The sequence below is a fragment of the Streptosporangium canum genome (assembly GCF_900113865.1).
Classification (GTDB): domain Bacteria; phylum Actinomycetota; class Actinomycetes; order Streptosporangiales; family Streptosporangiaceae; genus Streptosporangium; species Streptosporangium canum.
Genome location: NZ_FOQY01000004.1, coordinates 194,875 through 209,693, shown reverse-complemented (window position 1 = coordinate 209,693; position 14,819 = coordinate 194,875). Strand labels below are relative to the sequence as shown.

The following is a 14,819-nucleotide window of genomic DNA, read 5'->3' as shown; positions in this document are numbered from 1 at the left end:
GAGGGACGCCTCAGGCGGACTTCTCGGGGCGCTCCCATCCGCGGTTGGGCTGCTCGCGCGGGACCAGGGTCGGGTTGACGTTGTCGAGCACGGTGTCGCGGCTGACCACCACGCGGGCCACGTCGTCCCGGCTCGGCACCTCGTACATCACGTTGAGCAGGACCTCCTCGAGGACCGCGCGGGTCGCTCGGGCGCCGGTACGGCGGAGCAGCGCCTGTTCGGCGATCGCGCCGACGGCGCCCTCGGCGAACTCCAGCTCGACGCCGTCGATCTCGAAGAGCTTCTGGTACTGCTTGATCAGCGCGTTGCGCGGCTCGGTGAGGATCCGCATCAGCGCCGTCCGGTCCAGCGGCTGGAAGGTCGACAGCACCGGGAGCCGGCCGACCAGTTCCGGGATCAGTCCGAACTTCAGCAGGTCCTCGGGCATGACCTCGGCGAAGGCGTCCCGGTTCTCCTGCTCCTCCCGGGCGGGGATCGCGGCGCCGAACCCGGCGCCCCTGCGGCCGACCCGCTGCTCGATGATCTGCTCCAGACCGGCGAACGCGCCGCCGACGATGAACAGCACGTTGCCCGTGTCGATCTGGATGAAATCCTGCTGCGGGTGCTTGCGGCCGCCCTGCGGCGGCACGCTCGCGACCGTGCCCTCCAACATCTTCAGCAGCGCCTGCTGGACGCCCTCACCGGAGACGTCGCGGGTGATCGACGGGTTCTCGCTCTTGCGGGCCACCTTGTCGATCTCGTCGATGTAGACGATGCCGGTCTCGGCCTTCTTGACGTCGTAGTCCGCGGCCTGGAGCAGCTTGAGCAGGATGTTCTCGACGTCCTCCCCGACGTAGCCGGCCTCGGTGAGCGCGGTGGCGTCGGCGATCGCGAACGGGACGTCGAGCATCCGGGCGAGCGTCTGGGCGAGGTAGGTCTTGCCGCAGCCGGTCGGGCCGATCAGCAGGATGTTGGACTTGCCGAGCTCGACCGGCTCTTTCTCCGCGGGGTGGCGGCCGTTCCCGGCGGCTCCCGGCCGAATGCGTTTGTAGTGGTTGTAGACCGCCACCGAGAGTGTCTTCTTGGCGCTTTCCTGCCCGACGACGTACTGCTCCAGGAACGCGTGGATCTCCCGCGGCTTCGGCAGATCCCGCGGTCCGTCCTCAAGGGTTCCGTTGAGCTCCTCCTCGATGAGCTCGTTGCAGAGCTCCACGCACTCATCGCAGATGTAGACGCCGGCTGGGCCCGCGATGAGCTTGCGGACCTGCTTCTGGCTCTTCCCGCAGAAAGAACACGTCAGCGGGTCGCCTTTACCGATGCGTGCCACTCGGAAACCTCTTCTCAACGGTTGTGCGGACCGGAACGCGGAAGGGCCGGGTCAGGCCCGGGTCAGAGGGTGACGGGCAGTGCCGCCAGGCGCCACGTGCCCGGGTCGGGGACGCGCCCCGGGGCGCCGGCGAGCGCCAGGCCGGGGAAGCGGCGCAGCAGTGCGGCGAGCGCGACCTCGGTCTGCACCCGGGCCGGCGCGGCCCCGAGACAGAAGTGTGGCCCGTGAGCATATCCGAGATGTCCCGGCGCTCCTGCCTCGCGGCTGATGTCCAGCCGTTCGGGGGCGGCGAACACGCGCGGGTCGCGGTTGGCGGAGACGATGGCGGCGGCGAACACCTGGCCCCAGCCGACCGCTACGGCGGCGCCGTACTCCCGCCGGCGCGGGCGGTCGATCTCGGGAACGCCGCTCGCATCCGCTCTGACGGCGGTCATGAATGCTCCAGATTTCGAATGATCTAATCAGATGGTCTCATCATATGTACCGGTCCGAGTATCGTGGATCGGACGGACGGGCAATGCCGCGACGAGGAGGACGATGAACCGGCTCAACCGGGCGGAGCTGCAGGAACGCAACCGCGCCAAGGTGCTCGCCGCGGCCAGGGAGGAGTTCACCGAACGCGGCTTCCGCGACGCCAAGATCGACGGCATCGCCGAGCGCGCCGAGCTCACCCGCGGCGCGGTCTACTCCAACTTCCCCGGCAAGCGGGCTCTCTACTTCGCCGTCCTGGCCGACCTCGCCGAGCGCGCACCCGAGCCGCCGCACCCGGAGCCGGGCCGTACCGCCCGCGAGGCGCTCAGCGCGTTCGCCCGCGCCTGGGTCGCCCGGCTCCCCCTCGCCACCGACGAGCGGCCCGGCCCGGCCTGGCTCGGCATGGACCTGATGTCCGAGGTCATCGTGGACGAACGGACCCGGCGGCCGTTCACGCAGCTGATGAAGCTCGACGCGATCCTGCTCGGACTGGCCCTGGAGCGGCTGCGCCCGCCGGCGACGTCCGCCGGCCGCATGGTGTGCGTGGCCGAGGCCGCGCTCACGACCCTGCACGGCGCGAGCCAGATGGCCGCCGCCGCCCCCGGCTTCATCGAGCCCTTCAACGTCGTCGGCGTCTGCGAGCGGCTCGCGGACCTCGATCTGGGCGACGTGTGGCAGCCCCCGCACATCCCGTACATCCCGCAGGCCCGGCCCGCCGACGAGCCGTGGTCCCCGCCGCCCGCCGTGGACGTCGTCCGTGGCGGCCCGGCGCGGCTCGCGGGCGACGGCGTGGTGGCGATCCTCGGGCTGCACCGGCTTGAGGCCGCCGAGGAGGCGGTACGGGCCGCGGCGCCCGGGGCCACGGTCACCGCCGTCCTGGTCACCGGTGACCCCGGCGAGCTGGCGCCGCTGGCGCGGCTGGCCGTCGCCGACCTCTGCAACTGCCTGCGCCAGGCCTTCCCGCCGTCGGCCTGGCCGCGCCTGCAGGTGGTGTACGACGAGTCCGGCACCCTCGCCGCGGCGGCCGGTGTGCCCGCCGTCAGCGACGGGACCGAGGTCGCCGTCCGCGTCGAGGCGGGCCGGATCGTCGCCCGAGCCGACGGCCGCGGCGCCTGCCACGCGGCCGCGTCGGCCGGCGGGGCCGCACCGGCCGCCCAGGCCCAGCCGGCGCCGACGAGACACCACGGGTAGCCGGGCCGGGCCGCGGCCCCGGGTGGTGAGCTGTGCCGGTCTGCTCCGGCGTGATCACGCCGTGGAGGAGTGATCGTGGCCCGTGCCGGCGGGCCGTGCCCGCCGGTTTCCGGGCCTACCGGCCGGCCGGGCCGTCGGCGGGGTCGTCGGCCTCGACCTCCGGCGCGGGCTCATCACCGGAGCCGAGCTCCCGACGCAGCCGCTCAAGATCGATGTCGTGAGTGCCGTACTTCAGCTCGCGAGCCACCTTCGTCTGCTTCGCCTTGGCTCGACCCCGCCCCATGGCTGTACTCCCTCTACGCACGCAGGTCGCGCTCGACCTTTCGTCACTGTCGCATTACCGACTGACGCAGCTTGACATCCTAGGCCAGCTCTTGCTCGTCGCACCCGGCGCATCCCCGCTCCGCGCCGGCCTGGTCTGGCCCGGGATCCGAGTCGGCCGGGTGACGTCCGAGAAGATATCACTGCCCGCATCGTACCTAGAAACCTTATGATTTGAACAATTATGCAACTTGCCACATCATGAGTGTCATGCGCTCACTGTCCAGGTGCCGGGATTGGTCTGATCTACCGGGAGTGGGGGCATGAGCGAGTTCGCGGCGGAGCTACGGGCGCGCGTCGACGAGGTCGACGCCGAGCTGCGGGTCATGCGGCAGGCCTTCGACCACCACGCCGTCGAGGTTCTGGGCGGTCGGCTGGAGAACCTGCTGCGGATCGCCGACCGGCACGGCATCGACGTGCGGTACGCGGGCGGCGGGCCCGCCGGCGGAACAGGGTGACGGTGACGGTGCCCCTGTACCAGGCCAAGGCCGAGTTCTTCCGCACGCTCGGCCATCCGGTCCGCATCCGGGTGCTCGAACTGCTGCAGGACGGCCCCCTGCCCGTCCGCGACCTTCTGTCCGCGATCGACGTCGAGGCGTCCAGCCTGTCCCAGCAGCTGGCGGTGCTGCGCCGCACGGGGATCGTGACCGCCACCCGGGAGGGCCCCACCGTCGTTTACGCCCTGTCCACCGCCGACGTGGCCGATCTGATGGTCGCCGCTCGCCGGATCCTGGCCGAGCTGCTGGCCGGTCAGGGCGAGTTGCTGGCCGAGCTGCGGGCGGAGGCCCGCGGGTGAGCGCGGCCACCGGCGGCGTGCCGCACCGGGACGAGGCCGGCCGTACGTCCGACCTGGAGGCCGCCGCGGCCCCTCGGAGGAGGAAGACCCTTGAGGAACGGATCGCCGACCGTCAGGCGGAGCGGCCCGCGCTGAAGGAGGGCAGGCAGTTCGAGCACGGACCGGCGAAGTTCGTGTTCGTCTTCCTCATCGTGACCGTCGTGCTGATCCACCTTGTCGGCCTGGCCATCGTCATGGCGCTGGACCTCAAGTGAACGCGCCGCCGGGGCCGCCGGCGGGAAAATAGTAGGATGTCCTAGTATTTGTTAGGGCTTCCTAGTAATTTTGCGAGGCGTACTCGGCTGTCGGTCGAAGGAGTCCCCGTGCACGTTCCCGCCCATCCGGTCCGCGTCGTCACGGCGGCGGCGCTGTTCGACGGACACGACGCGGCCATCAACATCATGCGGCGGATCCTGCAGGCCCAGGGGGCCGAGGTCATCCACCTGGGCCACAACCGCTCCGTCGAGGAGATCGTCACCGCCGCGATCCAGGAGGACGTGCAGGGCGTGGCGATCAGCTCCTACCAGGGCGGCCACGTCGAGTTCTTCACCTACCTGGTGGACCTGCTGCGCGAACGCGGCGCCGGTCACGTCAAGGTCTACGGCGGGGGCGGCGGGGTGATCGTGCGGGAGGAGATCGACGCCCTGCACGCCCACGGCGTCGCCGGGGTCTTCTCCCCGGAGGACGGGCAGCGGCTCGGGCTGGCCGGGATGATCAACAAGGTCGTCGAGGCGTGCGACGTGGACCTGGCCGCGGGCGGGCCGCCCCCGCTCGCCGAGGTGGTCACGGGAGAGCACCGGGCGCTGTCCCGCGCGATCACGACGGTGGAGTCCGGCGCCGCGGACGCCGCGTGGCTGCAGGCGCTGCGGAGCGCGGCGGCCGGGCGCGCGGTCCCGGTGCTGGGCATCACCGGCACGGGCGGCTCGGGCAAGTCCTCGCTCACCGACGAGCTGCTGCGCCGGATCAGGATCGACTCCGAGGACAAGCTGCGCGTGGCCGTCGTCGCGGTCGACCCGACCCGGCGCAGGGGAGGGGGCGCGCTGCTGGGCGACCGGATCAGGATGAACAGCCTGGCCGGAGGCGGCGTCTATTTCCGGTCCCTGGCCACCCGGGGGGCGCAGGAGCTGCCCGCGCACCTCGGTGACGTGATCGCGGCCTGCCAGGTGGCGGGCCACGACCTGGTGATCGTGGAGACCCCGGGCATCGGGCAGGGCGACGCGGCGATCGTGCCGTTCGCCGACGTGTCGCTGTACGTCATGACGCCGGAGTTCGGCGCGGCGTCCCAGCTTGAGAAGATCGACATGCTCGACTTCGCGGACGTGGTGGCGATCAACAAGTACGAGCGCCGGGGCGCGGAGGACGCGCTGCGCGACGTGCGCCGCCAGATGGTGCGCAACCGGGAGGCGTTCGGGGTCCCGCCCGAGGAGATGCCCGTCTACGGCACGATCGCCTCGCGGTTCAACGACGCGGGCGTGACCGCGCTCTACCAGCGGCTCAGGGACCTGCTCGGCGAGCACGGGCTGCCCGCGACCCCGCGCCTGCTCCCCGAGGTGCACGGCAGCACCTCGGAGGTCACCGCCGGCATCGTGCCGCCGGCCCGGTCCCGCTACCTGGCCGAGATCGCCGACACCGTACGCGGCTACCACGCCCACACCGGCGCGCAGGCGGAGGCGGCGCGCCGCCGCCAGAGACTGGCCGCCGTCCGCGAGCTCCTCGCCGCCGAAGGCGCGGACACCGCTGCCGTGGACCTGCTCCTCGACCGCGCCGACGCCGAGGTCGATCCGGACAGCCGGGCGCTTCTGGAGGGGTGGAGCGCCACCGCGGACGCCTACCAGGCCGACGAGCTGGTGGTGAAGGTCCGCGACAGGGAACTGCGGACCCCGCTGTGGCGCCGGACGCTGTCGGGCAACCGGATTCCGCGCGTCGCGCTGCCGCGCCTGTCCGACCACGGCGACCTGCTGCGCTTCCTGCGCGCGGAGAACCTGCCGGGCTCCTACCCGTTCACCGCGGGGGTGTTCCCCTTCAAGCGGGACGACGAGGACCCGACCAGGATGTTCGCCGGAGAGGGCGACCCGTTCCGCACCAACCGGCGCTTCAAGCTGCTGTCGGAGGGCCAGCCGGCGACCCGGCTGTCCACCGCGTTCGACTCGGTCACGCTCTACGGCAACGACCCCGCGCTCCGGCCCGACATCTACGGCAAGGTCGGCACCTCAGGAGTGTCGATCGCGACGCTCGACGACATGAAGACGCTGTACGACGGGTTCGACCTCTCCGCGCCGAACACCTCGGTCTCCATGACCATCAACGGCCCCGCGCCCACCATCCTGGCCTTCTTCCTCAACGCCGCCCTCGACCAGGCGCTCGTCCGGTTCCGCGACGAGCACGGCCGCGAGCCCGCGCCCGACGAGGCCGCGCTGCTGCGCGCCCGGACCCTGGCCACCGTGCGCGGCACCGTGCAGGCCGACATCCTCAAGGAGGACCAGGGCCAGAACACCTGCATCTTCTCCACCGAGTTCTCGCTGCGGATGATGGCCGACATCCAGGAGTGGTTCATCGCCAACGGGGTGCGCAACTTCTACTCGGTGTCGATCTCCGGCTACCACATCGCCGAGGCCGGGGCCAACCCGATCAGCCAGCTCGCCTTCACCCTGGCCAACGGCTTCACCTACGTCGAGGCATACCTGGCCCGCGGCATGAAGATCGACGACTTCGCGCCGAACCTGTCGTTCTTCTTCTCCAACGGCATGGACCCCGAGTACAGCGTGCTCGGCCGGGTGGCCCGCCGCATCTGGGCGGTGGCGCTGAAGGAGCGGTACGGCGCCGCCGAGCGGGCGCAGAAGCTGAAGTACCACATCCAGACCTCCGGCCGGTCGCTGCACGCCCAGGAGATGGACTTCAACGACATCCGCACCACGCTGCAGGCGCTGACCGCGATCTACGACAACTGCAACAGCCTGCACACCAACGCCTTCGATGAGGCCGTCACCACCCCGTCCCCCGACTCGGTACGGCGGGCGATGGCCATCCAGCTCATCATCAACCGCGAGTGGGGCCTGGCCGTGAACGAGAACCCGCTGCAGGGCTCGTTCATCGTCGACGAGCTCACCGACCTGGTCGAGGAGGCCGTGCTCAGGGAGTTCGAGCGCATCTCCGACCGGGGCGGCGTGCTGGGCGCGATGGAGACCGGCTACCAGCGCGGGCGCATCCAGGACGAGTCGATGCTGTACGAGACCCGCAAGCACGACGGCTCCCTGCCGATCATCGGCGTCAACACCTTCCGCAACCCGCGCGGCGACTCCCAGCACGGCCCGCTGGAGCTGGCCCGCGGCACCGAGGAGGAGAAGCGGTCCCAGCTCGACCGGCTGCGCGGCTTCCAGGAGACGCACGCGGAGCAGGCCCCGCAGGCGCTGCAGCGGCTCCGCCGGGCGGCGATGTCGGACGAGAACGCCTTCGCGGTGCTGATGGACGCCGCCCGCGTCTGCTCCCTCGGCCAGATCACCGAGGCGCTGTTCGAGGCCGGCGGCCAGTACCGCCGCAACGTATGAGGGACGACACCGGCGCCACGGTGCCGGTCCCCGCGAGGGTGCGCCGCGTCGTCTCCCTCGTCCCCTCGCTCACCGAGACCGTCGCGGCGACCTCACCCGGGCTGCTGGTGGGAGCCACCGACTGGTGCAGCCGTCCCGCCGGCCTCGACGTCACCAGGGTCCGGGGCACCAAGAACCCGGACCTGGAGCGGATCGGATCGCTCCGCCCCGACGTCGTGCTGGCCAACTTCGAGGAGAACCGCGCCGCCGACCTCGACGCGCTCCGGGCCCGCGGCCTCCCGGTCTGGGTGACGGTGATCCGTACCGTGCGGGAAGCGCTGGTGTCGCTGGACCGCGTTCTCACCGGGGCCTGCCGCCTGCCCCGTCCGGTCTGGCTGGACGAGGCGGAGGCCGCGTGGCGGCAGGAGACCCGCGAGCGGTGGTGCCGGGCGGTCGTCCCGGTGTGGCGCCGGCCGTGGATGGTCGTCGGCGGGGAGACCTTCACCGGTGACGTGCTGGCCCGGCTGGGCGTCGAGAACCTCTACGCCGGCCATCCCGAGCGGTACCCGAAGATCCCGATCGACCGCCTGAGGGAGGCCGGGCCGGAGCTCGTGGTGCTGCCGGACGAGCCGTACCGCTTCACCGCGGAGGACGGCCCCGAGAGCTTTCCCGGCGTCGACGCGGCCCTGCTCGACGGGCGCTTCCTGACGTGGTACGGCCCCTCGCTCGTCGAGGCCCCCGCCGTGCTGTCGGCCCAGCTGCGCCGTACGGTCAGGGGCTGACCCGATCGGCCGGGATGAATCGGCTGACGCCCCGATCCCCGCATCCGGAAGGGGGCGTCACGGGCTGTGGAAGTCGTGCGGGGTGAAGAGGAAGGCAGGCCGGGGCGTGCTGGGGAGATGTCGAGGATCTGTCAGGTCCGGTGGAGCACGTCGAGCGCCTCACCCCTGCCTTGGTCGTCGCCGGCTCCGTCGAAGATCTTCAGCGCTTCCTCGGCCAGGTCGCGCGCGCGGCTCGCGGCGCCCTCCGCGAGGTTGACGCGCGCCAGCATCAGCAGCCCGTGCGCGTCGAGCAGCCGGTCGCCGAGGCGTACGGCGATGCCCCTCGCCCGCTGCGCCGCCTGCCTGGCGTCGGCGACCAGGCCCTGCGCCAGCCGTACCGAGGTCAGCTCCAGCAGCGCGTCCGCGTGCCGGTGGCGGTCGCCCAGATCGGCCAGGCGCGAGGCCGCGTCCGCGAGCCGTTCGGCCGCCTCCGTGAGGCGGCCCGCCCGGTGTGCCACCGAGCCCAGCGCGCAGATCGCCTCCGCGGTGTCCTTCGTGTTCTCGGCCACAGCCAGGCACTTGACGAGGCTGCGCTCGGCCTCGTCGAGTTTGCCCTGCTCCAGATAGACCTGGCCCAGCCTGCGCCGGGTGCGGGCCGCATCCCGCGCGGCGCCCTCGCGCAGGAAGGCCCCCAGCGCCAGTCTGAGCCGATCATGCGCCAGATCCCACTGCCGTTCGGCGCGGTGCAGGTCGCCCTGGTCGCGCAGGATCAGGGCGACGCCGCGGGCGCTGCCCGCGCGGCGGGCGGCTTCGAGACCGGTTTCGCAGATCCGCCGCCAGTCGTGCAGGAAGCGCTGCCGTTCGAGGAAGGGGGCGAGCAGGTGCGCCAGCCGCCAGCCGCCGTCCCACAGCCCGGCGTCGTGCAGGTCGCCGACGAGGTTCACCAGGAACACCCGCTCGGCGTGGAGCCACTCCACCGACTGCCTGATGTCCGTCGTCGCGGTGGGCGAGGAGGCCGGCTCGCCGGAGACCAGGGTGAATCGCGAGGCCTGAACCCTGGCCATCGCGACCGTCACGAGGTCCGACAGCGCCTCCCGGACGGCCTCGGCGTCCAGCTGTTCCCGCGCGAAGAGCCGGGTGAGGTCGTGCAGCCGGTAACGGACCTGGCCGGCGACATCGATCATGTGCGTCTCCAGCAGGCCCGCCTCCACCAGCGCCTCCGCGTGGTCGCCGAGGACCACGGCCACCCAGTCGGCGAAGTCGGGCGCCGACGGCGCGCCGAGCCGGCGCAGCGCGCGTCTGGCCGGCTCGGGAAGGCCGTCATAACCGAGGCGGAACACCCCTCGGACGGCCTGGTCACCCACACGCAGCCGGTCGAGCCGCCCGTGTTCGTCCTCCAGCAGGCCCACCAGGTGGTCGACCGTCCAGGCGGGGCGGGCGGCGAGCTGGGACCCGGCGACGCGCAGCGCGATGGGCAGGCCGCCGCACAGGCGCACGAGCCGTGCCGTCGCGGCCCGGTCCGCCCGCCGCGGCCCGATGAGCCTGGAGACGAGGTCGCAGGCGTCGTCATCCCCGAGCACGCCGACGGGCACGCGGGTCGCGTCGGTGAGCCCGCCGAGCGTGGAGCGGCTGGTGACGACAGTCGGGCACGACGTCAGCAACGGCCGGACCTGGCTCTCGTCGGCGGCGTTGTCGAGCAGCACGAGCAGCCGCCGGTTGGCCGCGTACGTGCGGAGCAGACGCTCGCGCCGCTCAAGGGTGGCGGGGACCGCCTGGGCGGGGCAGCCCAGCCAGCGCAGGAAGTCCTCTAGCACCGCGGCGGGAGCGGTCGTCTCGCGCAGGTCGGCGTAGAGGATCCCCTCGGGGAAGCGCTCCCTGTGCCGCCACGCGGCGTGCACGGCCAGCGCGGACTTGCCCACGCCCGCCTGGCCGTGCACGACGACCAGGTCGCCGATCACCCGGTCGACCAGATCCCGCCTGCCGGTGAAGTCGGCCACGTCGCGCGGCAGGAGCACGGGCGGGCCGGCCGAGACGTGCAGTGAGACATCGTCGTGGAGCATCCGGTGGTAGAGCAGCTGAAGCTCCGCGTCGGGCTCGATGGCGTGCCCGTCGTCGAGCTCGTCGCGCAGTGCGGAGTAGGCGTTCAGCGCGTCCACGCGGCGGCCACTGCGATAGAGCGCGAGCATGTACTGGCCGCGGAAACCCTGCCAGAGGGGATGCCGCGCGACCAGCCGCCGCAGCTCCGCGAGGACCTCACGGTGGCCGCCCGCGTCGAGTTCGTAGCCGACGCGGCGTTCGAGCGCCAGCAGGCGGAGCTCCTGCAGCTCCTCACGTAGCAGCCCGGTCTCCACCCAGCGCGCGGCGTCGGGGTCGACGTCCTCCAGCACCGGCCCCCGCCACAGGGCGAGCGCCTCCTGGAGATCCTCGCGCGACCCCCGCGCCACGAGCCGCCTGAAGCGGTCGACGTCGAGCTGGTCCTCCTCGATGGCCAGCGTGTAGGTTCCCGACACAGTGGTGATCACGTCTTTGCCGATCAGCCGCCGGAGCTGGCCGACGTACCCCCGTACGAGCGAGTCCGAGCGCTCCCCGTCCTCGCGGGGCCACAGCAGCGCGCGCAACCGCCCGACCGTCAGCGGCCGTCGCGCGTTCAGCACGAACATCGCCAGCAGATCCCTGTGTTTGGGGGCGGTCGGGGTCCGGTCCTCCGCGCCGTCACGCACCTCCAGCGCACCCATGATGCGAAATTCCATATGAATTTCCTCAATGCGACGGACAGATGATCAATTAGTGCTCAGAATTCCATATTGATGGTTCCTCTCGCTCCTTCCGACCCGCAGCGGCTGGGCCGCTACTGGCTGGCGGGGCGGCTGGGGGCCGGCGGGCAGGGAGTGGTCTACGAGGCCTACGGCGAGGGCGGCGAGCGGGTCGCGGTCAAGGTGCCCAGGGTCGACGACCCGGCCTCCCGGTCCCGGCTGGCCGCCGAAGCCGCGGCCGCGCAGCGGGTGGCCTCGTTCTGCACCGCCCGGGTCGTCGAGGCCCGCCTCGACGTGGCCGAGCCCTACATCGTCAGCGAGTTCGTCCCCGGCCCCAACCTGCGCCAGGTGATCGGGGCGACGGGCCCGTACGAGGGGGACGCGCTGCGGCGTCTGGCCGTCGGCGTCGCCACCGCGCTGGCCGCCATCCACCAGGCCGGGGTGGTCCACCGCGACCTTAAACCCGACAACATCATCCTGGGCCCCGACGGGCCGCGAGTGATCGACTTCGGCGTGGCCCGGCAGGTGGGGCCGACCACGACGGGTCCGATCATGGGCACACCCGGCTACATGGCGCCGGAGGTCCTGACGGGGCGCGGCGCCACGGCCGCCGCTGATGTCTGGGCCTGGGCGCTGGTGGTGCTCTTCTCCGCGTCGGGGCGCGACGCCGTACAGAGCCAGGACCCGATGACGGCCATCGGCGGCGTGCTCGGCTTCCGGCCCGATCTGCACGGCCTGGCGGAACCTCTCAGCGGGCTGGTGGCCGCGGCGCTCTCACGTGATCCCGCCCGGCGGCCCTCGGCCAGGGGCATCCTGCTCGGCCTGCTCGGCCTGCTCGGCGGCCCGGACGGCGATGACCTGCTGACCGAGGGCGGCGCCGAGGCCGCCTCGCTGAAGGGCCCGGCGGATCCGGACCTGGGCACGATCGCCGAGGAGCTCTTCGATGAGCTCTCCGAACGCGAGAGGGCCGTCGCGCCCGAGGTCTTCCTGCGGATGGTCGACGGCGACGGCACGATCAGGCGGGTCTCCCGTTCGGAGCTCCTGGACTCCGCCGACGTCGACGCGCTGCTGGCCCTCTACGGCGCCGCCGGGCTGATCGCCGAAGCGGATTCCGAAGCGGATTCCGAAGCGGATTCCGAAGCGGATTCCGAAGCGGAGGCCGCAGTGGCGTCCGCCTACACGCTGGCCAGACCCGCCCTGATCCAGGCGTGGCCGCGGCTGCGGCAGTGGGTGGCCGACAACCGCGAGGGCCTGCCCGTCCACCGGCGGCTGACCGAAGCCGCCCGGTTCTGGGACGGCCACGGCCGCAAGCCCGGCGACCTGCTGCACGGCTCCAACCTCGACAGGACCCTGCGGTGGGCGGCCACCGAGCGCAGGGACATCACGCTGCTGGAGCTGGAGCGCGAGTTCCTCGACGCCGCGGCGGGACAGTCCAGGCGGCAGTCCAGGCGCCGCGGCCTGCTCGCGGCCACGCTCGCCGTCCTGCTGGTGGCCGCGCTCGGCGGGCTCGGCCTGGCCGAGTACCGCCGGGGCGTCTCCGACCGGCAACGGGACGAGGCGACGGCCAGATCGCTCGCGCTGCGCGCCGCCGGCCTGCGGGAGAGCGACCCCGGGCTCGCGATGCTGCTGAGCGTGGCGGCCTGGCGGCTGGCTCCCGCACGGCCCGAGTCACGCGGAGCGCTCTACGAGTCGCTGTCCCAGCTCATGATCGATTCCTTCACCGACCCGCACGCGAGCCCCGACACGGTCTACGCCCTCACCCGCGACGGCCGCGCGCTCGCAGCCGTCCTCGGCGGCCAGGTGCGACTTTGGGACGTGCGGGAACACCGCCAGACCCGCGCCTTCTCCGGCGTGGGGACGACGATCAGGAAGGCCGCGCTCAGCCCCGACGGCAGGACGCTCGCCCTCCAGGACGATCGGAACGTGCGGCTGTGGGACGTCACCACGGGCAGGCCCGCCGGCGGCGGATTCGCGGCGGGGGTCGGGGAGTTCCAGCCGGGCGAGATGACCTTCGACCGCACCGGGCGGCTGCTGGCCGTGCCCGAAGGCGACTACGCGGCCCGATGGTGGGACGTGACCGGCCGCACACGGCTCCGCGCGGGATCGGGGGCGCCCCTGGACGCCGTGAACGCCGACCGCAGCCTCGGCGTGGTGTCCTCCACCGGCGGAGGCCGGGCCGAGCTGTGGGACCTGCGCAAGGGCAGGCGCGTCCCCGCCCCCTGGCTGCCTTTGAAACACCGTCTCGACGACGTCGAGTTCGGCGAGGACGGCCGCACCCTCGCGTTCGTCGTGAACCGTCCGTCGGAGAGAAAGGTGCAGGTGAGGCGCCTCCCGTCGGGCGACCTCGTGACGGACTACCTCGCTGGAGTCGCCGGAAGGCGGATCGCGTCCAGCGCCCGGTTCACGGCGCACTGGAGCCTGCTCGGAGAGCTGGCCGTACACCGGAGCGGCGACAGGCACATCGTCATGGAGCGACGGCTGCCCGAGGCGCCGGACCCCCTCCGCATCGACGAAGCCGACCGGGTGCTGCGCGTGGCGACGGGAAGAGGGAGGATCGACACGCTCGACATCTCACCGATGTTCGACAGCCCCGTGGCCGCGGGGGTGTCGTCCTACGGCGGCGCACTCCTGGGACCGGGTGGGCGGACCCTCGCGATCGGCACGGGCGACGAGACGCGGCTGTGGGACGTCCGTGACGCCCGGCAGGTCGGAGCGCCCCTCGCCGGGCGGGCCAATGTGTTCGCCTTCAGTCCCGACGGCGGGCGTGTGGCGATCGGCGACAGGACGGGCAGGCGGGTGCGGGTCGTCGAGATGAGCTCGGGCAGGCCGCTCACCGTCTTCGAGGTCGCGACCAGGCGGGCCACAGGCGTCGACGGCCTGGCGTTCAGCCCGGACGGCGGCACGCTGGCGGTCGCGGTCAGCGGGCGGGACGGCATCCTTCCCTTGGAACTGCGGAACCTGAAGACCGGTGCGGTCACCCGCACCGACGTGGCCGCCGGCGGTTCCATGGCCTTCCGCCCCGACGGCGGGCTCCTCGTGGCCGGCTCCGTCCCCGAACTCGTCGACCCGGCCGACGGCTCCCGGCGCCCGCGGCCGGAAGGCCTCGGCAGCCTCTCGGGCCCCTACGCCTTCCGCCCCGACGGCGGGCTCGTCGCCTTCAGCGGATCCGGCCGGATCTCCCTGTGGAACCCCGCTCTCACGTCCGCCGTCGGGGACCTTCCCGCCGTGGGCGAAAGCACCTTCCTCGCCTGGTCGCCCGACGGGCGCACGCTCGCCTCGTACGAGTCCGGTGACCGGATCCGGCTGTGGGACGTGCCGAGCAGGCAACTCCTCGGCGTCGTGTTCGACGGCCTGGCGGAGCCCGGCTTCCCAAGGAGCGCCTCGATGGCGTTCAGCGCGGACGGCGGGACGTTGTACAGCGTGACAGCGGAGGGCGTCATGCGACGGCACCTCCTTGACGAGGGGCGGGTCATGGTGGCCGTCTGCGCCAGAACGGGCCGGACCATGACCCCGCGGGAATGGCGGCTGCACCTCCCCGAGATCCAGCGCTTCGAGGTGTGCGGATGACGCGCTGAGCCGCCTTCGGCGTGCCGGTCACCGCGGGCTCCGGGCGGAGCGGCGAAACAAATCGGAAACCAAGGGTTGACGACCCATGTC

General features: G+C 72.4%; 11 protein-coding genes. 7 read left to right on the top strand and 4 right to left on the bottom strand.

Features of this window, described 5'->3' with window-relative positions; genetic code table 11:
• Nucleotides 1–10 precede the first annotated feature (10 nt).
• Complete coding sequence (gene clpX / locus BM085_RS07635) at nt 11–1,306, bottom strand: ATP-dependent Clp protease ATP-binding subunit ClpX (RefSeq protein ID WP_093886296.1); 1,296 nt, start codon at nt 1,304–1,306, stop codon at nt 11–13.
• A gap of 62 nt (nt 1,307–1,368) precedes the next feature.
• On the bottom strand, nt 1,369–1,740 hold the full coding sequence (locus tag BM085_RS07630) for a cytochrome P450 (protein ID WP_143120834.1): 372 nt from the start codon (nt 1,738–1,740) through the stop codon (nt 1,369–1,371).
• A 103-nt stretch (nt 1,741–1,843) separates the two neighbouring features.
• On the opposite strand from BM085_RS07630, the gene BM085_RS07625 reads away from it, so the two are divergent.
• Nucleotides 1,844–2,968, top strand: coding sequence for a TetR/AcrR family transcriptional regulator (locus tag BM085_RS07625; protein WP_093886295.1), 1,125 nt, complete (start codon nt 1,844–1,846; stop codon nt 2,966–2,968).
• A 115-nt stretch (nt 2,969–3,083) separates the two neighbouring features.
• On the opposite strand, the gene BM085_RS07620 is transcribed toward BM085_RS07625, so the two are convergent.
• Nucleotides 3,084–3,251 (bottom strand): DUF3073 domain-containing protein, encoded by a 168-nt coding sequence (locus BM085_RS07620; protein ID WP_081937642.1) that lies wholly within the window; start codon nt 3,249–3,251, stop codon nt 3,084–3,086.
• A gap of 301 nt (nt 3,252–3,552) precedes the next feature.
• Here BM085_RS07620 and BM085_RS07615 point away from each other — a divergent pair, with 301 nt between their 5' ends.
• The 5 genes from BM085_RS07615 to BM085_RS07595 all read left to right on the top strand — a co-directional run bounded on the left by BM085_RS07615 (nt 3,553) and on the right by BM085_RS07595 (nt 8,430).
• Entirely contained in the window at nt 3,553–3,747 is a 195-nt protein-coding gene (locus BM085_RS07615; protein WP_031167606.1) for a hypothetical protein, read from the top strand.
• A gap of 2 nt (nt 3,748–3,749) precedes the next feature.
• Entirely contained in the window at nt 3,750–4,085 is a 336-nt protein-coding gene (locus tag BM085_RS07610) for an ArsR/SmtB family transcription factor (RefSeq protein ID WP_043655883.1), read from the top strand.
• The gene (locus tag BM085_RS07605) at nt 4,082–4,339 is read left to right on the top strand and encodes a hypothetical protein (protein ID WP_245789187.1); all 258 of its coding nucleotides are present in this window, start codon (nt 4,082–4,084) and stop codon (nt 4,337–4,339) included. The genes BM085_RS07610 and BM085_RS07605 overlap by 4 nt, the downstream gene beginning before the upstream one ends.
• Before the next feature lie 108 nt (nt 4,340–4,447).
• Nucleotides 4,448–7,669: a fused isobutyryl-CoA mutase/GTPase IcmF gene (gene icmF / locus BM085_RS07600; RefSeq protein ID WP_093886294.1), complete on the top strand. Its 3,222-nt coding sequence runs from the start codon at nt 4,448–4,450 to the stop codon at nt 7,667–7,669.
• Nucleotides 7,666–8,430, top strand: coding sequence for a helical backbone metal receptor (locus BM085_RS07595; protein WP_093886293.1), 765 nt, complete (start codon nt 7,666–7,668; stop codon nt 8,428–8,430). Before icmF ends, BM085_RS07595 begins: the two co-directional genes overlap by 4 nt.
• A 131-nt stretch (nt 8,431–8,561) precedes the next feature.
• On the opposite strand, the gene BM085_RS07590 is transcribed toward BM085_RS07595, so the two are convergent.
• The gene (locus BM085_RS07590; protein ID WP_093886292.1) at nt 8,562–11,159 is read right to left on the bottom strand and encodes an AfsR/SARP family transcriptional regulator; all 2,598 of its coding nucleotides are present in this window, start codon (nt 11,157–11,159) and stop codon (nt 8,562–8,564) included.
• 57 nt (nt 11,160–11,216) lie between these two features.
• On the opposite strand from BM085_RS07590, the gene BM085_RS07585 reads away from it, so the two are divergent.
• Nucleotides 11,217–14,729, top strand: a complete 3,513-nt coding sequence (locus BM085_RS07585) for a serine/threonine-protein kinase (RefSeq protein WP_093886291.1) — start codon at nt 11,217–11,219, stop codon at nt 14,727–14,729.
• The last annotated feature ends 90 nt before the right edge of the window (nt 14,730–14,819 follow it).